Raw genomic sequence first — 20498 nt, forward strand, 5'->3', positions numbered from 1 at the left:
CCGCTAGGTGGGGCATAGTTTTGACAATAAAAAGGGAGAAGATTAAAACTTAAAAAAGGCGAGCACTTCAAAAGTGTTCGCCTCTTTTTTATGTTCACTTGTTTGAACAGGCGGGATGGTTATACGTTAAAACGGAAGTGCATGATATCGCCATCTTGGACAATATATGTTTTTCCTTCCACTGATAATTTTCCAGCTTCTTTTACTGCATTTTCGGAGCCAAGTGTGACGAAATCGTCATACTTAATTACTTCAGCGCGGATAAATCCTTTTTCGAAATCTGTGTGGATGACACCTGCAGCCTGAGGTGCTGTAAATCCGTTCTCAATCGTCCAAGCGCGGACTTCTTGTACACCAGCAGTAAAATAAGTTGCCAGATTTAAAAGCGAATATGCGGCGCGGATCAGCTTGTGTACGCCAGATTCTTCAAGGCCAAGGTCATCTAAGAACATTTTGCGTTCTTCGTAGCTTTCCAGTTGTGCAATTTCGGATTCGATCTGCGCAGAGATAATCAATACTTCTGCTTTTTCGTCTTTTACAGCTTCCTTAACACGTTCGACATAAGCGTTTCCTGTGTTGACGGAGCCTTCATCTACATTACATACATAAAGTACAGGTTTAGCGGTCAATAATGCTAAATCCTGAATAAACTCAAAATCTTCAGCTTCAATCGCTGCAGTTCGTGCAGATTTGCCTGCCTCAAGATGATCTTTAACGATCGATAGGATGTCAAATGTTCTTTTTGCGTCTTTGTCGCCGCCTGTTTTAGCCATTTTTTCAACCTTTTGGATACGTTTAACAACAGTGTCCAAATCCTTAAGCTGTAATTCGGTGTCAATGATTTCTTTATCTCTGATCGGGTCTACCGAACCATCAACGTGGATCACGTTTCCGTCGTCAAAACATCTTAAAACGTGAATAATAGCATTGGTCGTACGAATATTTCCTAAGAATTGGTTGCCTAAGCCTTCACCTTTCGAAGCTCCTTTTACAAGACCTGCGATGTCGACGATCTCGATTGTATTTGGAACAACACGTTGTGGGTTGACTAATTCAGCTAATTTATTGAGACGGGCATCCGGTACGGTAATTACCCCAACATTTGGTTCAATTGTACAAAATGGAAAGTTAGCCGCTTGCGCTTTCGCGTTCGACAAACAGTTAAATAATGTTGATTTACCGACGTTTGGTAAACCTACGATACCGCATTGTAAAGCCATATATAGTGCAAATTTTTGAAATTGCACAAAGATAGAAAATTCACTGTAATTTTTAGCTATCTTGTCGAATGGTTCATTGGTACAAAATTGAACATGCCGATTTTCTGAAAAATCAGGGCATCAGCGAACATGAATTCGGTGGAAAAATTATTTGCATAACGTGGTTTGAAGACAAACTCTTTGCTTTCTCCCGAAAATGCCCTCATGCTGGAGCACCACTGAAAAATGGCTGGTGTGAGCGTGGAAAAGTAATCTGTCCTTTTCATCGCCACGAATTTGATTTAATTTCAGGTAGAGGTAATCCTGACCAGCATGATTTTATTACTGTTTACCCCGTGAAATTAGAAGATAAAGAATATTATGTCGGTTTGAAAATAGGCTTTTGGCAACGCTTATTCACTTAGAAAGTAACGAAAGTATCATATCTCACCGCGTGAATCGTATATCTAAGGAGTAAATAAGTATATTTGCTATCGAAAACAAATTAAAGACATGCAGGGGAAAAAGATTGGTATAATTGGTAGCGGAAGTTGGGCTACGGCTATGATCAAGATGCTATGCGAAAATGACCAAGACAAGCATATTTTTTGGTGGGTAAGAAAGGAAGAAGATGCAGAATATATTCAAAAATTCAAACACAACCCGACTTACCTGAGCAGTGTTTCGGTTGATCTTAGTATTACGACGATTGATACCGATGCAAAAAATGTAATTACGAATTCGGACATTGTCATTTTAAATACGCCTGCGGCTTATTTGAAGGATGCACTGGCAAATGTGACGAAGGAAGATTTTAGAAATAAAATTGTCGTTTCGGCCATTAAGGGGATTATTCCCAAAGATAATTTGATTATCGGTGAGTTTTTGGAGCAACGTTATGAGGTAGATATTGAGCAGATTTGTGTGGTTGGTGGTCCATGCCATGCGGAGGAAGTTGCCTTAGGCAAACTGTCTTATTTAACGTTCGGCTGTAAAAACCTAGATAGTGCTGCATTGGTTGCTTCCTTTTTATCTTCGAGGGTCATTAAGACGATTCTGTCGGAAGATGTTCTAGGGATAGAGTTTGGTGCAGTATTGAAAAATATATATGCGTTAGCTGGTGGTATTTGTCATGGCTTGGGTTATGGTGATAATTTTCAAGCGGTGTTAGTATCCAATGCAATTCGCGAAATGCGTCGTTTCGTCGGTAAAGTGGACGGTGATACTTCCCGGGATGTGAATACTTCGGCTTATTTAGGGGATCTATTGGTAACAGCCTATTCTCAATTCAGCCGAAATAGAACCTTTGGAAATATGATTGGAAAGGGCTACAGCGTACAATCTGCCCAATTGGAAATGAATATGGTGGCAGAAGGGTATTACGCTTCGGCATGTATTCAGGAATATGCAAAAAAATATGCAGTGGAACTACCAATATGCGATGCCGTGCACCAAATTTTGTATGAACACCTTCCTGCATCTAAAATTATTCAAGCATTAAGCGAAAAATTAACATAATAAAGTAGCAATAGAGTAGATGATAACAAAAGAAGCGATTGCTTTAGCTTATAAAGAAATTCAGGACGAAATATGTCAGGCGTTGGAGAAATTAGATGGATCGGCGCGCTTTGAAGAAGAATTGTGGGAACGTGAAGGTGGTGGCGGAGGTCGTACCAGGATCATTCAGAATGGTCAAATTTTGGAAAAGGGAGGTGTTAACTTTTCGTCTGTCTATGGCAAATTACCCGAAGCAATCAAGAAATCATTTGCTGTAGAAGAAGATGATTTTTTTGCGACCGGAGTATCCATCGTCATTCATCCCAATAATCCCTTAGTCCCTATTATACACATGAATATCCGCTATTTTGAACTAAACGATCAGATTCGTTGGTTTGGTGGTGGAATCGATTTAACGCCGCATTATGTCGATGAAGAGGATGCCCGTTATTTTCATCAGCAGCTGAAAGATGTATGTGATCGTCATGATACTACTTTCTATGAAAAATTTAAAAATTGGGCGGATGATTATTTTTATATCAGACACCGCCAGGAAACACGGGGAATAGGAGGTGTATTTTACGATAAGTTGAATACTGAAAAAACAGGGATGAGCATGGAGGATATTTTTGCTTTTTCGTGTGATCTAGGCCGTACGTTTGCACCAACCTACACCGCTTTGGTGGAGAAAAATCGACATAAAGCCTTTACTGATCAACAAAAAAATTGGCAATTAATTCGTCGCGGACGCTACGTCGAATTTAACCTGGTATGGGACTCGGGGACTAAATTTGGACTTGAAACGAATGGTCGAATTGAGTCGATACTGATGAGTCTTCCTGCCCAGGCCAATTGGGTGTACGATTATCGTCCTGAAGAAGGCTCAGAAGAAGCCAAAACCTTAGCTTTACTACGAAAAGGTATAAACTGGATTTAAAAACATCGAAGAAAAATCAGATGGTTTCTTATCAAAAATTTACGTTAGAAAACGGCCTGCGTGTATTGGTACACGAGGATCATAATACGGCCATGGCTTGTGTCAATATCTTGTATGATGTCGGCGCGAGGGATGAGTCTCCGGAACAGACCGGATTTGCACACTTATTTGAACACCTGATGTTTGGTGGAAGTATCAATATTCCTAACTTCGATACCGAATTGCAAAAAGTAGGTGGTGAAAATAATGCTTTTACAAGCAACGACATCACAAATTACTACATTACCTTGCCTTCTTCAAATCTCGAAACAGCATTGTGGCTTGAGTCCGACCGGATGTTAAGTCTGGCTTTTTCAGCACAGAGCCTTGAGGTGCAACGAAATGTCGTGAGTGAGGAGTTCAAACAGCGTTATTTGAATCAACCTTATGGTGATGCATGGTTAAAATTGCGTCCATTAGCTTATCAGGTACATCCGTATCGCTGGGCGACCATCGGAAAAGAGTTAAGCCATATTGAAGAGGCTACAATGGAAGATGTAAAAGCTTTCTTCAAATTACATTATAATCCACAGAGTGCAATTATGGTTGTTTCTGGAGATGTACATTTTGAAGAAGTAAAGGCTTTGACCCAAAAGTGGTTTGGCGATATTGAGGCTGGCGAAAAATATAATCGTCAATTGCCTAAAGAGCCGGCGCAAGAGGAGATAAGGCGGGCGACTACTTGGGCAGAAGTGCCTTTAGATGCACTTTACATGGCATTTCATGGCCCCGCAAGATTGGAAGAAGGGTATTTCGCAATGGATCTTTTATCGGATATTTTATCAAGAGGATCTTCTTCACGTTTGTATCGTCGATTGGTAAAAGAGGGGCAGCTATTTAGTGAAATAAACGCCTATGTCATGGGAAGTATCGACAATAACCTTTTTGTTATTGAAGGAAAACCATCGGAAGGCATCTCGTTAGAAGAAGCTGAACGTGCAGTCTGGGCCGAATTGGAGGTCATAAAATCCGAGTTGGTACCTGCAGCTGAATTGGAAAAAGTAAAGAATAAGATCGAATCGACAAATGTTTTTGCGGAACTATCTATTTTGGATAAAGCCATGAACTTGGCTTTCCATGAGTTATTGGGTGATGCAGATGGCATTAACACGGAGGTCTCAAAATATTTGTCGGTGAGTGCCGAGGAAGTTCAACAGCAAGCTCAGGCTATTTTTAGACCGGAGAATGCTTCTATATTAATGTATAAATCAAAAGAAGAGGAGGCTGTACATGTTGGATAGAACCAAAGCACCTGAGTTCCGTGAAATTGGAAATATAAGTTTGAAAGAGCCAATCAAGAAGCAGTTTGAAAACGGATTGCCTGTCTATGTTTTCCAGTCGCCCGAGCAGGAGCTGGTGCGAATAGAATGGATCTTTGAGAATACCTATCCTGACGGGCAGATTGAAAACCCGTTGTTAAATAGTGCTTTAAGCGCCTTACTTAAAGAGGGGACAAATACCATGTCCAGTGCAGAGATTGCTGATAAAGTAGATTTCTATGGTGCATTTCTTGTCCCTGAATATTCTTTTGACGTAACTTCGCTGTCGCTTTATACATTGAATAGACATAGTCAGGTCCTTTTGCCTCTGGTAAAAGATATTCTGACAGAGGCGTCTATTCCGCAACAAGAATTGGATACCTATTTACGTAATAACAAGCAAAAGTTTCAAGTTTCTATGCAGAAAAATGATTATCTGGCGCGACGTAAATTCTATAACTTGATCTTTGGTAAGTATAATCGTTACGGGCGTACACCAAAACTGGAAGATTATGATGCGATTACACGTGCGCAGTTGATCGAATTGTATAAGCGGGAAATAGTTCCTAGCAACTGTACCTTAATTGTTTCAGGTAATGTTTCGGATGAGCTATTGCAAGAACTGGAACAAATTTTTGGTGTAGATTGGAAGGGAGTAGCTATTGACTCATCTTTGGATGGACCAGTTTTGGCACAAGGATCTAATGATTTGGTTTACGAGGAAAAAGAAAATGCATTGCAGTCTGCCATTCGTATAGGTTGCCAGACGATTGGAAGGACACATCCTGATTATCCTGCACTACAGTTTGTCAATACTTTATTAGGTGGTTTTTTTGGTTCCCGTCTGATGCGAAATATTCGTGAAGAAAAAGGGTATACCTATAGTATTGGTTCGGCTGTCGCAACCTTGAAGCATACTGGTTTTATGACTATTGTAACCGAAGTAGGAGTAGATGTAACGCATGCAACCCTGACAGAAATAGAAAAGGAGATCAATTTGTTGAAAACATCATTGGCCTCCGAAGAAGAGGTGAATCTCGTTAAAACCTATATGGAAGGTTCTATGTTGGGTTCATTGGAAAGTATCTTTTCGCATGCGGACAAGTTTAAAAGTGTTTTGTTAAATGGGATGACATTAACGTATTATTCCTATTATATGGAACAGATCCGAAACATGTCGCCGGAGAAGGTGCGCGACCTTGCCAATAAATACCTGGACTTTGACGCAATGGTGAAAGTTGTTGTAGGGAAAATCAGTCAAACTGAATCAGTTCATCAAGCGGTTGTAAATTAAATTTCTTAGACTACAAAAATCGAATACTACTTTGTATTTTTGGTTTTTGATAAAAAAGCGTATTATCCAGCATGGAATTAAAATTAAAAAGACCATTGGTATTTTTCGATTTGGAAACTACAGGTGTTAATGTGGCGACCGATCGTATTGTCGAGGTATCATTTTTGAAAGTGATGCCCAATGGTGAAGAAACAGTCTATACAAAGAAGATCAATCCAGAAATACCTATTCCCGCGGAATCCTCTTTTTTTCACGGTATTTATGATGAGGACGTGAAGGATGCTCCTAATTTTAAAGCAATAGCAGTGGAGCTTGCGGCTTTTATTGCGGATGGAGATCTGGCGGGATATAATTCCAATAAATTCGATGTCCCTATGCTCATGGAAGAGTTTTTGCGGGCAGGCGTTGATTTTTCATTGGAGGGAAGGGCATTTGTAGATGTTCAAAACATCTTCCATCAAATGGAACAACGAACCTTGAAAGCGGCATACAAGTTTTACTGCAATGAAAATCTTGAAAATGCACATACGGCTGAAGCTGATGTTCGCGCAACATATGAAGTATTGAAAGCACAGTTGACGAAATATGAGGGGGCAGCATTTGAAGATAAACATGGTGTAGTCTCTTATCCGGTAGTGAACGATGTCGAAGCCCTTCATGCATTTACCAATCTAAGCAAGCCAGTGGATTTTGCCGGACGTCTTGTATATAATGCGGAAGGATTGGAAACGATTAATTTTGGTAAACATAAAGGAAAACCTGTTATTGAAGTATTTGAGCAGGAGCCTAGTTACTACGCTTGGATGCAGAATGGTGATTTTCCATTGTATACCAAGAAGGTCTTAGAGAATATCTGGAATCGGTATAAAAAGGAAAAGAGTGAGCAAAAAGCAAAAGCAGCATCCACCCATTCTGTAGAAGATAAAAAACTTGCGAAAAAGGAATTCAATCAGCAAAAAGAAGAAGCGCCACAGAACATTTCTTTAGATATGTTGAAAGGATTGCAAGATAAATTTAAAAAATAACGTTAATTAATAGCTTAGAAAAAGGATTATGGAATTCAAACAAGAAGTGGAGCATGTACAGTGTTTGATTATTGGTTCGGGGCCAGCAGGTTATACTGCAGCAATTTATGCTGCACGTGCGGATATGAAACCAGTGGTTTATACCGGTATTGTTCCAGGAGGACAATTGACACAGACTACTGAGGTGGACAATTTTCCTGGTTATCCAAAAGGTATTACTGGACCGGTGATGATGGAAGATTTACGTGAGCAAGCTGAACGCTTCGGAACTTCAGTGCGTTTTGGATATGTGACTAAAGTAGATTTTACTGGTGAGGTACACCGTGTTGAGATCGATGGAACAGTACAAGTAACCGCAGATACTGTGATTATTGCAACAGGAGCTACAGCAAAATGGTTAGGCTTGGAGTCTGAACAAAAATACAACGGTTTTGGTGTTTCAGCATGTGCTGTATGTGATGGGTTTTTCTTTAAAAACCAAGAAGTTGCTATTGTAGGTGCTGGGGATACAGCGGCAGAGGAAGCTACATACCTTGCAAAATTATGCTCAAAGGTACATATGTTGGTTCGTCGGGATGAGTTCCGTGCTTCAAAAGCAATGGTGCACCGCGTGATGAATACGCCAAATATTGAAGTTCACTACAATTCTGAGGCAAAAGAGGTTTTAGGAGATGGTCAAGTGGTGACCGGAATACGTGTTATTAACAATAAAGACCAGTCTGAAAAAGATCTAGAAGTAACAGGTTTCTTCGTTGCTATTGGGCATAAGCCTAATACCGAGCTTTTTACAGGTGTACTGGATATGGATGAAACAGGCTATTTAATCACAAAACCAGATAGTACTGCGACAAACATACCGGGTGTTTTTGCTTGTGGTGATGTTCAGGATAATATCTTCCGTCAGGCAATCACTGCTGCAGGTACAGGTTGTATGGCAGCCTTGGAAGCTGAAAGATACTTGGCAGCTAAAGAAAGCGGCGAATAATCGCTATAAGAATAAACCCATAACTTGTTCAAAAGAATTATTTTTCAAAAAGACGACCTATCTAGTAGTCTTTTTTGAAAAATAATTTTATATTTGTGTAGTCGTTAACAATTGGCGTTGGCAACGATTACTAAACTATAGTACTAAATTTTGAACAAGTATGAAAAACGACCACTTTACAGTTCGCAAGAACAATTCAAATCCCACCTTTCTTTTTAATTCCTTTCTTTTTAATTGTCGAATGTGCATGTGCTGAAAAGCATACAATTCATCCATGTTTATATATCAATAAACATGCAGTAAAGTTTTTATAACAAGCGTACCAATGGCGTTGGCACTTGTTTGCATTTTCACATTAAATAGAACAGACAATGAAAAAATTTGGAGTACTGCGGTATTCTACCTTAGTCGTGCTTTTTTTGTACGCATTCGGAATCGTACAAGCACAAGAACCAAAACCCATTATTAATGCATCCTTAGTTGGAAAGGTTATTGATGCAACAACCAAGGAGCCCATTCAGGGTGTTACCGTACAATTGGAGGCTGTTACCCATAGCGTACAGACAGACAATCAGGGTAATTTTCAATTTGTTACTGGACAGAAGCTTCCTTTTACTTTAATTTTAAGTTTCTTAGGTTACGAAAAAAAACGATTGGTTGTCAATTCGTCGCCAGCTGTTATTGAGTTGACCCCTGCATCAGCGGACCTCGATGAGGTTGTCGTCGTTGGCTACGGTACGCAGAAACGTCGAGATCTGACAGGTTCGGTAGCCACATTGCCTGATAAGCTTCTAAAACAGCCTGTTTCATCACTGGATCAAACGTTAAAAGGTGGGATATCGGGAGTGCAGGTCACGCAAACCTCTGGACAACCAGGAGGTGGTGTCAGTATCCGAATTCGCGGGGGGGCATCCATCCAGGGAGGAAATGAACCACTTTATGTCATTGACGGATTTCCGGTGTATAACCAAACCGAAAGTACGGGGGTAGGAAGCGGGACGCCAGTGAATCCTCTGGCCAGTATCAGTCCTACGGATATTGAGAGCATTGAAGTCCTTAAAGATGCGGCTGCGACGGCTATTTACGGGTCCAGAGGAGCTAATGGTGTCATTCTGGTAACAACGAAGAAAGGTCGGGCAGGGCATGTACAATTAAGCTATGATGGTAGTTTTGGCGCACAAAATGTACTTAAACAAATAGACGTGTTGAATGCCCATGATTTTGCAGTTTTAAGAAATGAGGCATTGTATGATGCAAATCCAGGCTTAGGGGCTTATCAATACCGCACAAAGGCTGAAATCGATCAATTAGGTGATGGCACTAATTGGCAAAAAGAGGCCTTTCAAAGCGGTAAGGTTTATAATCAGCAGCTTTCGCTGTCTGGGGGAGCGGAAAAAATACAATATTATCTGGGAGCAAATTATTTCGATCAAGATGGTGTTATTATTAACACAAATTTTAAGCGTATAGGGTTTCGATCAAATATTGATGCTAATCCTTTCGATCGATTACAGGTCGGTGCAAATCTATCAGTTAATAAAACAAATGCGCAGATAGCTCCCACGGGTATTGTCAATGCCTTACTCATCATGCCTTCGACAGCGACCGTCTATGAAGCCAACGGTGCGTATACGTTACGGAATCCTTTTGAAAACATATTTGCCAATCCAATAGCAACCTTAAAAGAAACGACTAACAATTCTAATGGACTTCGGATATTGGGGACATCATTTGCTCAATATCGGATTTTAAAAGGTTTACAGGCAAAAGTATTGGTCGGTGTTGATTTAAATAGCAGAGACGATAAATATTATTTGCCATCTTATATTTATGAGGGAGCTGGTACTAAAGGAAAAGCGAGCTTAGGAAATTTTGACGGAACTTCCTGGTTAAATGAAAATACCCTGAACTATACGGGTTCAATTGGTCAACATAATTTTAATGCTTTGTTAGGATTTACCCAACAGGAGTCTAAAAATGAGATCTTTAATGCCGGTGCTGAAAATTTTGTAACCGATGAACTGTTATTCAACAGTTTGCAGAGCGGCTCTACTATCGTTCGGCCATCTTCTGACAGTTATTCCTGGGTCTTGCATTCTTATTTGGCGAGGATCAATTATAACTACGCAAATAAGTATTATGTTTCTGCAAGTTTGCGCCGCGATGGCAGTTCCCGCTTTGGTGCGGACAATAAATGGGGTAATTTTCCCTCTGTAGCATTATCGTGGCGTGTTGCAAATGAATCTTTTTTTAAGAAGATTTTTCCCGCTGTGAATGATTTTAAAATACGTACAAGTTTTGGTACCACTGGTAATCAGGAGATTGGGCAATACCAGTCGCTGTCGACCTTATATAGCTTGAATTATCTCTTTGGAAACAATGTTGTCGCCGGTTTTGCCCCACAACGTATTCCCAACAAAAATCTTGGCTGGGAGAGTACGTTGCAATACGATGGCGGCTTTGATATCAGTCTCTTTAACAATCGCCTTCAATTTACAGCCGATTACTATTATAAGAAAACCAAAGATCTCTTGCTGAATGTGGAAATACCGTGGACTTCAGGGTATGCCACTTCTCTTCAGAATTTTGGTTCCGTATCGAATAGGGGATTGGAATTGAGTTTAAAATCACGGAATTTACAGGGGAGAGTCAGCTGGAATACAGACTTTAACTTTTCCTTTAATCGCAACAAAGTGTTGACTATTGGTGAAGGTGCTCGTTCCTATATTTCTGGAAACTATATTATTAAAGTGGGCGAGCCAATCGGTACATTTTATGGAACGGTAACCGATGGCATTCTGCAATTGGGCGAAGAGAATAATAAGGGCAAGTTTACAGGAAATGCTACACCGAAAGCGGGAGATCGCCTATATAAAGATATCGATGGTGATGGTCAATTTACCACGGCAAATGATAGAACGATTATCGGTAATGCGCAGCCCGATTTTATTTTTGGGCTGACCAATAGTATTTCCTATAAAGGTTTTGATCTGTCGTTTCTTATACAGGGCACAGTTGGTAATGATCTGCTTAATATCAATAGACAGAATCTAGAGATGTTTACCGGTCAGCAAAACGCATCAAGTGATGCATTGATGCGCTGGACACCTTCAAATCCAAGTCAGTTATATCCGCGGGCAAAATTAGACCCGGCACCGGTATTTTCCAATCAATTTGTAGAGAGCGGTTCCTTTGTCCGGCTTAAATCATTGCATTTTGGATACAACTTCCCAAAGGAATGGCTTGAAGGGGCCAGTATCAAGAGTCTTAATCTCTATTTAACAGCACAAAATCTTTTGACATGGACAAAATATAAAGGTTTTGACCCAGAGGTGACGTCGGGAAGTAACGTGCAGATAGGGACCGATTCGGGAATTTATCCTGCAGCTAGATCTATTTCCGCAGGGATTTCTTTGACTTTTTAATATACCTGTAAATGTATTGAAGAGGGATTTTGTGATAAGCCCATTCGTATTGACAAGCAATTTATTCAAATGAAAAAAATACATCTTTTATCCACTGTCTTTTTGATCTTTCTAACAACAATTTCGTGCTCGAAATTGTCGGAAGATCCCGCAGGTGCTTTGGTGTCAGAACAGTTTTACCTTAATCAAGATCAAGCAATCGCGGCTGTGACTGGGACCTATAGAAAATTATATGAAACTGGTCAATCATTGTATAACAGCCTATTCCAGATCGGTGTTGAGATGGCTACAGATGATTATGAAGCAGGACCAAGAGCCAGAAATGCACATGTCCGGGCGATTAGCAATCTGACACATGATGCCTCCAATGATCGGATGGAGCAGCTTTGGAAGCAGAGTTACGATGCGATCAATGCTTCGAATGTTAATATTGCGAAGATTGGTGCAATGTCTTCGGGGCAAATTGAACCTACTATGCAGCTGCGCTTGATTAATGAAGCAAAATTTCTGAGAGCTTTGCATTATTTTAATTTGGTACGCTGGTTTGGGGCCGTACCGTTGGTAACAAGTCCTGTTGAGACCTTGTCTCCGCAGGAACTTTATGTAGCTAAAGCTCCAGAAAATGACGTATATGAGTTGATTATCGCTGACCTAAAGGCTGCATCGGCGCTCCCGAATTACAAAAATTACAGTGACGCAGATAAAGGCCGCGCAAGCTCGGGAGCCGCCAAAAGCTTATTGGCAAAAGTCTATCTGACGCGAAGCGATTGGAGCAACGCAAAATTATTAGCCAGGGAAGTTATTGATAAGGAGGGATACGCGCTTTTCCCGGAATTTGCTGATGTCTTTGATATTGATAAGAAAAATGGTAGCGAACATATCTTTTCGGCTCAATTTAAGGGAAACAGTGGTTATCAAGGAAATTCTTTGGCGAGTAGGTCTGCACCTGCGGATATTCCGGGGATCAATGGCGATTATGCCGACGCACTGCACGTAGAAGGCGGATTGTACAAGAGCTTTGCCGCAAATGATAAACGTCTGACGGTAACCTTTACCACGGGGATGCTGTCGCCTACAGATGGCAAATATTATCCATTGGCTAAACCGCAATTCAATAAATATTATGATGAAACCGTTGTGGGGAACCAAGGGCAGTCTTCTAAAAACACACCAATCATCCGTTATGCGGAAGTACTGTTAATTTTTGCGGAAGCCGAAAATGAGTTGAATGGCCCAACGTTAGACGCTCGTAATGCACTAAATGCGGTGCGTCGCCGAGCCGGTGTGGAAGAGGTTTTAGCTTCGGAAACGAAGGACGTTTTTAGAGAGTCTGTTTTTGAAGAACGAAGAAAGGAGCTGGTCTACGAATATCAGCGCTGGTTTGATCTGGCGCGAAGGGGGGCTGTATATTATGTTGCTAAGCTGAAAGCTGCTGGAAAGACTAATGCTGCTGCCCGCCATATTCATTTTCCGACGCCACAACGCGAACTGAGTCTCAATCCAAATCTTTCACAGCATCCCGATTGGATAAATAAATAATTGACGAATAAAATTTTAAGTAAATGAAAACGAAACTTTTATATCTTATACTGTGTCTGTGCAGTTTGTCGGGGGCAAGCTGGGGACAAGATAGCCGTCCAAATATTGTATTGATTTTGGTGGATGATTTGGGGTTTTCGGATATAGAACCCTATGGAGGGACAGACTTTCATACACCGAATTTAGCCACCTTAGCCAAAGAAGGAACGAGGTTTCAGGAATTTTATAATAATTCCATTTGCGCTCCTACACGTGCATCCTTATTGACAGGACAGTATGCGCATCGTGCCGGTGTAGGGTATTTTAATGTTAACTTAGGCCTTCCTGCTTATCAAGGCTTCTTAAATCGTGAATCAAGGACCTTAGCTGAAGTTCTTAAAGAGGCTGGTTATTCAACCATTATTTCGGGCAAATGGCATGTGGGTGATGATTTCGATCAATGGCCAGCACAACGTGGATTTGAACGTTCTTTTAATTTTGTAGGTGGCGCGTCCAATTTTTATGAAATCAACGGTCCAGAACGTCCGACGGTTCCTTTATATCGGAACAACAAACCGTTCTACCTCCCAAAGGGGCGTTATTTGACTGATGAGATTACCGATCAGGCCATTGGTTTTCTCAAAGAACAGCAAAGCGAGAAAAAGCCCTTTTTCTTGTATTTAGCTTTTAATGCTCCGCACTGGCCTTTGCAGGCGCCAGAAGAAGAAACACAAAAATACAATGGCGTATATCGTCAGGGATGGGATAGTCTACGCATCAAACGTTATGAAAATGCGCAACGAACTGGCGTTTTCCCTTCAGAACAGACTATTGCGAAAAAGGATTCCGCTGTACAGTCCTGGGAGAAATTGACTTACGATGAGAAGCAGTATTGGCAGCGCCGGCAGCAGGTTTTCGCTGGTATGATTGATCGAATGGACCAGAGTGTCGGACGCATTAGGAAAACACTGAGAGAGTTGAAAAAAGACAAAAATACACTAATCATCTTCTTATCGGATAATGGTGCTCAGGGTGGCGATCGGGCCCGGATTTATACCGCAAGGAATACCGAAACCGTTGGTTTGCCCGGATCTTATGAGGTGCAAAATAGCAATTGGTCCCAAACCGGTAATTCTCCACTGCGTAGCTATAAAGATAATCCTTATGAAGGAGGCATCGGTGCCCCATTTATTGTATGGTATCCTAAGGAAGTAAAGGCGAATGCTATTAAGAAGGGAGTAGGGCATCTTATCGATATTGCTCCCACACTATATGACTTTGCTGGTGCTCACTATCCAACCCATATTGGAGATACTACAATAAATGCGCTCCCTGGCTTAAGCTTAAGAGCTGTTCTTCGTTCAGACCTTAATCAGGTCGATCGCAATGTTCCGCTGTTCTGGGAGCGGGCCGGAAATCGTGCTGTTCGATATGGAAAATGGAAACTAGTCTCCCTGTTTAGGAAAGAAAACAAACCAGAACTATACAATATTGATGAAGATCGGGGGGAAAACAACAATTTGGCTGATCGCTACCCAGAGATTGTGAATGATCTTGAAAAACGCTATGAGAAGTGGGCTAAAGAGAATGCTGTAGTGGATTTCAATCGGCTAAAGACAAACAATCAGTTTCGATAGTAATAAAAGAAGGTAATATGAAGAAGATAATTTTTACATTATTTACTTTGCTTGTCTTGATGGGGATAGGCAATGCACAGCAGAAGAAGCCCAATATCATCTTAATTTTGGCGGATGACCTGGGCTATTCAGATTTGGGAGCATATGGATCAGAAATTTCGACACCTAATTTGGATCGTTTGGCCAATGAAGGGTTACGGCTGAAGCAATTCTATAACAATTCTATTTGCGCACCTACACGGGCTTCTCTAATCACAGGACAATATCAGCATAAAGCTGGTGTCGGTTACTTTTCGAACGATCTTGGTCTTCCTGCCTATCAAGGCTATATCAATACTGAATCCCTCACTATTGCTGAAGTGCTCCGGTCTAATGGGTATATTACTGCAACATCCGGCAAATGGCATGTTTCGGGAAATGGAAAAAGTCTACCATGGGATCGTGGCTTTGATCTGGTATTCCCCAAACAGGAAAAAAATGCAGATTCAGGAGCTCCGACATTTAAAGCGCAAACGGACCCAGAAGGATACCCTTTGGAATCGTCGTTTTCAACAGAGGTAATCAATCGTGAAGCGGAAGGATTTTTAGATCAGATTAAAACCCAAGAGAAGCCTTTTTTTCTCTACCTGGCCCATACCGCACCACATTGGCCATTGGTGGCCTTGCCACAAGATATTGCGAAGTACAAAGGCCGTTATGATAAAGGATGGGAAGCTATTCGACAAGAACGTTTTGAACGGCAGAAACAATTGGGACTTACGCCGATAAAGACAGAAGCATCGATTCCTGATGAAGATATTTACGATTGGTCAAGATTATCATACGATCAACGACAGCTGTGGGCAAAGAAAATGGAAATCTTCGCAGCAATGGTTGACCGCCTGGATCAGACTGTAGGTAAATTACTGAAGAAGCTGAAAGACAACGGGCAATTGGACAATACGCTTATCGTGTTTCTCTCAGACAATGGAGCTCCAGCGGAAGATTTGGTGCGATGGTTTCATGGCGCTCGGTTGAATACGGGGCCTGTGGGAACAGAGGGCTCGTTTGAGTCACAGAGCAAAAATTGGTCGTACGCTTCCAATACACCTTTCAAGGCATTTAAAGATTATACCTATGAGGGAGGGATCAACGCGCCATTTATAGCATGGTTTCCGGGTAAGGTCGCGAAAGGCATCAGACAGGGGACCGGGCATGTGATTGATCTGGCGCCTACCTTCTACGACTTGGCTGGCGCTGTATATCCGAAAGATTATAAAGGAATTAAGTCGAACAAATTGCCCGGGAAAAGCTTGCTCCCTGTGTTATTTCAAGGTCAAGATACTGTGTCGCGGGCAGAGGGCTTGTTTTGGGAACGGGCTGGCAACCGTGCTGCACGTATCGGGAAATGGAAGCTCGTATCAACCTGGCCTTCCTATAAATGGGAACTCTATGATTTGGAACAGGATCCTACTGAACGCAAAGATATTGCTGGACTGCATCATGATGTTGTTTCTCGCTTATCTACAGCCTATTTTCGTTGGGCTAAGGATAATGGTGTTGTGGATTTCGCTGAATTAGAGGCTAGAGAACCCCAAAGCATGAAGGATTTTAGAGAAAGTAAAGTACAAGAGATTGCTCCACCGGCATTTCGCTTTTAAATAGAAAAGGGAGCATGTATTAAAATGCTCCCTTTTCTATTTGCCTTCTTCAATCTCAAAAACACTGTCGATTTTCCAATTTGCCTTATCTTTGGAGGCCGCTACAGCTAAGCGATCACAGCGCTCATTTAACGGATGCCCAGCGTGGCCCTTTACCCACACAAGACGCACATTATGCAGTTTATAGGCACTCATTAGACGTAACCAAAGATCTTTATTCTTCTTTCCGGCAAAACCTTTTTGTATCCAGCCATATACCCATTTCTTATCAATGGCATCAATGACATATTTGGAATCAGAATATACGGTAACTTGTTGCTGCAGGTTTTTCAGCGCCTCGAGACCAACGATCACAGCCATCAATTCCATCCTGTTGTTCGTTGTTTTGCGGTAACCGCCCGAAAACTCTTTTTCGATAAGTTTGCCTTTAAAGGCTTCATTATCGCCTGTATAAATAGTTCTTAAGATGGTTCCGTAACCTCCAGGGCCCGGATTTCCACTTGAAGCCCCATCTGTATATAATTCGATCATACCCTCCAAACTTAGATAAATTTGCGTTTATATCCAATACCAATAAACATCAATTAAATAAGGGATAAGCCAAAACCTTGATTATCCTCGTATTTATTATTTATACATCGTTATTTACTTTAGTTGTCACGGATTAAGGCATTAGACTTGCCCTGTTCGGAAGAAATTAGCGCTATTCATGTGATGCATACGTAATATATCCCTTACACAATTGAATTTTGCTGATTTATATGTATTTTGCCGGCTTAAACTCGTTATGTAATCGATAAAATAGCTTTATGAAGTTTCGAAAGATTTCTCTTTTTGTTCTTTTGGCGTCTGCGTGCTTAAACGTTTCAGCTCAGAACAATGTATCAACGCAAAAAATGGATTGGTTTGAAGATGCCAAATTGGGTATTTTTATTCACTGGGGTATTTATTCTGTAGATGGAATCTCGGAATCTTGGTCATTCTTCAATAATTATATTAACCACGACAATTATATCAAACAACTTAATGGGTTTACCGCAAAGGATTACAAACCGAAGGAATGGGCTAAATTGATTAAAGAAGCTGGTGCGAAATACAGCGTGATTACGACAAAACACCATGACGGAATCTCAATGTGGAATACGAAGGCTGATAAAGCGATCACTACATTACAAGATGCGGCTGCAAAACAGGATGTAATCACACCGTTTGTGAAAGCAATACAAGAAGAGGGCTTGCACACTGGACTTTATTATTCGTTGCCCGATTGGAGCCACCCATATTATGATGTTTTTACGCGCAATAGAAAGCGTTATGAATTGAAAGGTGAGCCTACACGTTGGGATAATTATGTGAAATATTACCAAAAGCAATTGACCGAGCTATCCGAACAGTATAAGCCCGAATTACTTTGGTTTGATGGGGATTGGGAGCATAGTGCCGAAGAGTGGAAAGCGAAAGAGACCTTAAATCTTTTGCGGAAATATAATCCGAATATTATTATAAACTCGCGATTGAATCATCATGGAGATTATGATACACCTGAGCAGGGGATTCCGGTCACGCGCCCCGATGCTAAATTTTGGGAGCTCTGTTACACCATGAATGATTCTTGGGGCTACCAACCCTTTGATAAAAAGTACAAATCACCCAATATGATCATCCGAACGTTGGTCGATTGTATTTCCATGGGTGGAAACTTATTATTGGATATTGGTCCAAAAGCAGACGGTACGATCCCTGAGGAGCAATTAAATATTTTGAAACAGCTGGGGCGATGGACGCATAAGCATGCGGCTGCGATCTATGGTACAAGAGCCGGTATTCCTTTTGCAAATTACGGTGGGAAATCTGCTTTATCAAAAGACGGAAAAACACTTTATCTGTATGTGTATGAACAGAAACCCGAATTGCAACTCAAAGGTTTAGTCAATCATTCGGCCATTAAAGGCATTTCAGTTGTTGGTGATGCATCCGCGAAAGTAAGTGTTAAATCTGAAAATGAAACCGTTCGAGTAGACTTGACGAAAGTAAACTTTGATCAGGATGTCACCGTGATTGCACTGAACTTTGCGGAAGCGCTTCGTTGGACTGCACCTCGGGAGACTGAAGTTACGTTGAAATCTGTGTTGGATAATAAGTTGACAGATCGTGCTTTAGGTCAGATCGCTTCAACACTGCATGCAGGAAAAAATATTTTTGATAATTCCGGATTAACCGTGGATGGCTTAGATACGAAATTGCCGAGTAGTAACGCGACTAACCCGACGGTATTAAAGTGGATTAAGGACCATGCCGAAGCACTTTATGAGACTGGAAAAGGCTTGCCTGAAGGACATTATGAAGGATTAAGTGCACTTTCCAAAGATCGCCAGACCTTGTATTTGTTTGTTGAAGGAAAACCTACAGGCCCAATTGCATTAAAAGGTGTCAAAAATGGAGTCGCTAGGATCCGGGTAGTCGGTGACGGTTCCATGATAAACCATGAGGTTTTCAATAAGCTTTATTGGAGTAGCATACCTGGTATTATCTACATTCAGGCACCAGCGGAGCGCTCGGATAAAAATATGACCGTTATCGCTGTGTTGTTGGATGCGCCAATACAACTATATCGCGAGAAAGTGGGTGCTATCGAAAATAACCTTTAAGAGGTTGGATAGTGCTTAGCATTGAAAAGAAGCCTAGGATAACAACATATCCCGGGCTTTTTTACGTAGGATATAAACCATTCTGATCAATTTCGGGGGTATGCGATGCATTTTCTCCTGAATTGTGGCAAGGAAGTATTTTTTATTATAACTTAGACCTATGAATCTAATCAAAACTGTTTTGATCCCAATTATTGTTTTTCTATGTATTTGTTGTTCTTCCGGTGACGGAAGTAAATCTGAGCGGTTGCGGGCAGATTCGTTAGTGAATGAAGTTGTCGATGGTAAGTTAGATATTACTACATTAGCAGAGTCGAATGAATTTATGTATTTCAATGATAAATACTTTCATGAACCAGCAGATTTAAAGGTCATTCCAAAATTTGATAAAGTGCAGATTCAAGTTGTTACTTACCGAATTTATCAGCATGTCAGACTGAAAAATAATCGTTATGAGTTTAATGTGCAGAAAGCCAGTGAACTGCATATTCCAAATAGCGCTTTTGTGTATTACCAACGTTCTTTTGATGATATGAACCGAAAGGCTGCCTTGAGTAAAGATTCTATCCGACTTGAGCTGCCGGATAACTATGCATCCTTGTTGATAAATGAATGATCCATATCTACAGACAGGATGAAAGTCATATAGAAAGTCAATCTTAACTATAGTATGGAGTAACAAACAGACTTAAGATGAAAAAGAAAAATATTGTTGTATTGACGGGGGCCGGTATTTCTGCTGAAAGCGGTATACCTACATTTAGGGATGCCAATGGATTGTGGGAGGGACATGACGTCATGGAAGTTGCTTCAATTGAAGGTTGGCACAAAAACCCAGCCTTAGTCCAGGAGTTTTATAATCTGAGACGGAAAGCCGCTTTGGTGGCACAGGCAAATGCAGCTCATTATGCGCTGGCAAGATTGGAATCAGCGTACCAGGTGAGTATTGTAACGCAGAATGTAGATCTGCTACATGAACAGGCGGGATCATCTCATATTGTTCATTTGCATGGCCGCTTGGATCAGGCCAAGTCGTCTATCGATGATCGCTTGGTGTATCCCATTGTCGGTAATGAGATCAAGATGGGCGATCTTTGCGAGAAAGGTAGTCAGCTGAGGCCAAATATAGTCTGGTTTGGAGAAGCTGTGCCAGCCATTGAAGAGGCCATAAGCCTGGTTTCGAATGCCCATATTTTGATTATTGTTGGAACCTCCTTACAGGTTTATCCTGCTGCAGGACTTAAAGAATTTGCGCCTAGTCACTGTCAAACATTTTTAATTGACAAAAAAATACCTAGTGACAGGGCTTTACGTAATATACAGTGTTTTGAGGAGTCAGCGACAATAGCTGTTCCTAAGTTGGTAGAACAATTACTTTATTAAGTATTGTATAGT

At 41.1% G+C, this 20498-nt stretch carries 16 protein-coding genes; 14 read left to right on the forward strand and 2 right to left on the reverse strand.

Annotation, left to right across the window (positions count from 1 at the left end):
• Positions 1-119 precede the first annotated feature (119 nt).
• Positions 120-1220: a redox-regulated ATPase YchF gene (gene ychF, locus BV902_RS14040; protein ID WP_075992480.1), complete on the reverse strand. Its 1101-nt coding sequence runs from the start codon at positions 1218-1220 to the stop codon at positions 120-122.
• Positions 1221-1288: 68 nt separating this feature from the next.
• On the opposite strand from ychF, the gene BV902_RS14045 reads away from it, so the two are divergent.
• The 11 genes from BV902_RS14045 to BV902_RS14095 all read left to right on the forward strand — a co-directional run bounded on the left by BV902_RS14045 (position 1289) and on the right by BV902_RS14095 (position 16455).
• On the forward strand, positions 1289-1624 hold the full coding sequence (locus tag BV902_RS14045; RefSeq protein WP_075992481.1) for a Rieske (2Fe-2S) protein: 336 nt from the start codon (positions 1289-1291) through the stop codon (positions 1622-1624).
• Positions 1625-1712: 88 nt separating this feature from the next.
• Entirely contained in the window at positions 1713-2717 is a 1005-nt protein-coding gene (locus BV902_RS14050; protein ID WP_070560849.1) for an NAD(P)H-dependent glycerol-3-phosphate dehydrogenase, read from the forward strand.
• 19 nt (positions 2718-2736) lie between these two features.
• Positions 2737-3633 (forward strand): oxygen-dependent coproporphyrinogen oxidase, encoded by an 897-nt coding sequence (hemF, locus tag BV902_RS14055; protein ID WP_075992482.1) that lies wholly within the window; start codon positions 2737-2739, stop codon positions 3631-3633.
• Between the two features lie 20 nt (positions 3634-3653).
• Positions 3654-4913, forward strand: a complete 1260-nt coding sequence (locus BV902_RS14060) for a M16 family metallopeptidase (RefSeq protein WP_075992483.1) — start codon at positions 3654-3656, stop codon at positions 4911-4913.
• Positions 4903-6225, forward strand: a complete 1323-nt coding sequence (locus BV902_RS14065) for a M16 family metallopeptidase (protein WP_075992484.1) — start codon at positions 4903-4905, stop codon at positions 6223-6225. Before BV902_RS14060 ends, BV902_RS14065 begins: the two co-directional genes overlap by 11 nt.
• Before the next feature lie 71 nt (positions 6226-6296).
• Positions 6297-7250: a 3'-5' exonuclease gene (locus BV902_RS14070; RefSeq protein WP_075992485.1), complete on the forward strand. Its 954-nt coding sequence runs from the start codon at positions 6297-6299 to the stop codon at positions 7248-7250.
• 28 nt (positions 7251-7278) lie between these two features.
• Positions 7279-8235 carry a thioredoxin-disulfide reductase gene (trxB, locus tag BV902_RS14075; protein ID WP_075992486.1) on the forward strand — a complete coding sequence of 319 codons (957 nt, stop codon included), beginning with the start codon at positions 7279-7281 and terminating at the stop codon, positions 8233-8235.
• A gap of 371 nt (positions 8236-8606) precedes the next feature.
• The gene (locus BV902_RS14080) at positions 8607-11660 is read left to right on the forward strand and encodes a SusC/RagA family TonB-linked outer membrane protein (protein ID WP_075992487.1); all 3054 of its coding nucleotides are present in this window, start codon (positions 8607-8609) and stop codon (positions 11658-11660) included.
• A gap of 69 nt (positions 11661-11729) precedes the next feature.
• Positions 11730-13199 (forward strand): RagB/SusD family nutrient uptake outer membrane protein, encoded by a 1470-nt coding sequence (locus BV902_RS14085; RefSeq protein ID WP_075992488.1) that lies wholly within the window; start codon positions 11730-11732, stop codon positions 13197-13199.
• A 23-nt stretch (positions 13200-13222) separates the two neighbouring features.
• Positions 13223-14815, forward strand: coding sequence for an arylsulfatase (locus BV902_RS14090; RefSeq protein WP_075992489.1), 1593 nt, complete (start codon positions 13223-13225; stop codon positions 14813-14815).
• A gap of 17 nt (positions 14816-14832) precedes the next feature.
• Positions 14833-16455: an arylsulfatase gene (locus BV902_RS14095; protein WP_075992490.1), complete on the forward strand. Its 1623-nt coding sequence runs from the start codon at positions 14833-14835 to the stop codon at positions 16453-16455.
• A 36-nt stretch (positions 16456-16491) separates the two neighbouring features.
• Here BV902_RS14095 and rnhA read toward each other — a convergent pair whose 3' ends face one another.
• A complete protein-coding gene (gene rnhA / locus BV902_RS14100; RefSeq protein WP_075992491.1) occupies positions 16492-16986 on the reverse strand; it encodes a ribonuclease HI in 495 nt (164 codons plus the stop codon).
• A 278-nt stretch (positions 16987-17264) separates the two neighbouring features.
• Here rnhA and BV902_RS14105 point away from each other — a divergent pair, with 278 nt between their 5' ends.
• From BV902_RS14105 to BV902_RS14115, 3 genes are all read left to right on the forward strand, one after another.
• The gene (locus tag BV902_RS14105; RefSeq protein WP_075992492.1) at positions 17265-19103 is read left to right on the forward strand and encodes an alpha-L-fucosidase; all 1839 of its coding nucleotides are present in this window, start codon (positions 17265-17267) and stop codon (positions 19101-19103) included.
• Positions 19104-19263: 160 nt separating this feature from the next.
• A complete protein-coding gene (locus BV902_RS14110) occupies positions 19264-19719 on the forward strand; it encodes a hypothetical protein (RefSeq protein WP_075992493.1) in 456 nt (151 codons plus the stop codon).
• A 77-nt stretch (positions 19720-19796) separates the two neighbouring features.
• The gene (locus tag BV902_RS14115; protein ID WP_075992494.1) at positions 19797-20486 is read left to right on the forward strand and encodes an SIR2 family NAD-dependent protein deacylase; all 690 of its coding nucleotides are present in this window, start codon (positions 19797-19799) and stop codon (positions 20484-20486) included.
• Positions 20487-20498: the final 12 nt, after the last annotated feature.

It is taken from the genome of Sphingobacterium sp. B29 (assembly GCF_001952815.1).
In the GTDB taxonomy this organism is placed as follows: domain Bacteria; phylum Bacteroidota; class Bacteroidia; order Sphingobacteriales; family Sphingobacteriaceae; genus Sphingobacterium; species Sphingobacterium siyangense.

Coding starts and splice junctions, on each gene's coding strand:
- BV902_RS14070 (WP_075992485.1), top strand. CDS start 6,297: ATGGAATTAAAATTAAAAAGACCATTGGTATTTTTCGATTTGGAAACT.
- BV902_RS14080 (WP_075992487.1), top strand. CDS start 8,607: ATGAAAAAATTTGGAGTACTGCGGTATTCTACCTTAGTCGTGCTTTTT.
- ychF (WP_075992480.1), bottom strand. CDS start 1,220: ATGGCTTTACAATGCGGTATCGTAGGTTTACCAAACGTCGGTAAATCA.
- BV902_RS14060 (WP_075992483.1), top strand. CDS start 3,654: ATGGTTTCTTATCAAAAATTTACGTTAGAAAACGGCCTGCGTGTATTG.
- trxB (WP_075992486.1), top strand. CDS start 7,279: ATGGAATTCAAACAAGAAGTGGAGCATGTACAGTGTTTGATTATTGGT.
- rnhA (WP_075992491.1), bottom strand. CDS start 16,986: ATGATCGAATTATATACAGATGGGGCTTCAAGTGGAAATCCGGGCCCT.
- BV902_RS14115 (WP_075992494.1), top strand. CDS start 19,797: ATGAAAAAGAAAAATATTGTTGTATTGACGGGGGCCGGTATTTCTGCT.
- BV902_RS14105 (WP_075992492.1), top strand. CDS start 17,265: ATGAAGTTTCGAAAGATTTCTCTTTTTGTTCTTTTGGCGTCTGCGTGC.
- BV902_RS14110 (WP_075992493.1), top strand. CDS start 19,264: ATGAATCTAATCAAAACTGTTTTGATCCCAATTATTGTTTTTCTATGT.
- BV902_RS14095 (WP_075992490.1), top strand. CDS start 14,833: ATGAAGAAGATAATTTTTACATTATTTACTTTGCTTGTCTTGATGGGG.
- BV902_RS14090 (WP_075992489.1), top strand. CDS start 13,223: ATGAAAACGAAACTTTTATATCTTATACTGTGTCTGTGCAGTTTGTCG.
- hemF (WP_075992482.1), top strand. CDS start 2,737: ATGATAACAAAAGAAGCGATTGCTTTAGCTTATAAAGAAATTCAGGAC.
- BV902_RS14065 (WP_075992484.1), top strand. CDS start 4,903: ATGTTGGATAGAACCAAAGCACCTGAGTTCCGTGAAATTGGAAATATA.
- BV902_RS14050 (WP_070560849.1), top strand. CDS start 1,713: ATGCAGGGGAAAAAGATTGGTATAATTGGTAGCGGAAGTTGGGCTACG.
- BV902_RS14085 (WP_075992488.1), top strand. CDS start 11,730: ATGAAAAAAATACATCTTTTATCCACTGTCTTTTTGATCTTTCTAACA.
- BV902_RS14045 (WP_075992481.1), top strand. CDS start 1,289: ATGGTTCATTGGTACAAAATTGAACATGCCGATTTTCTGAAAAATCAG.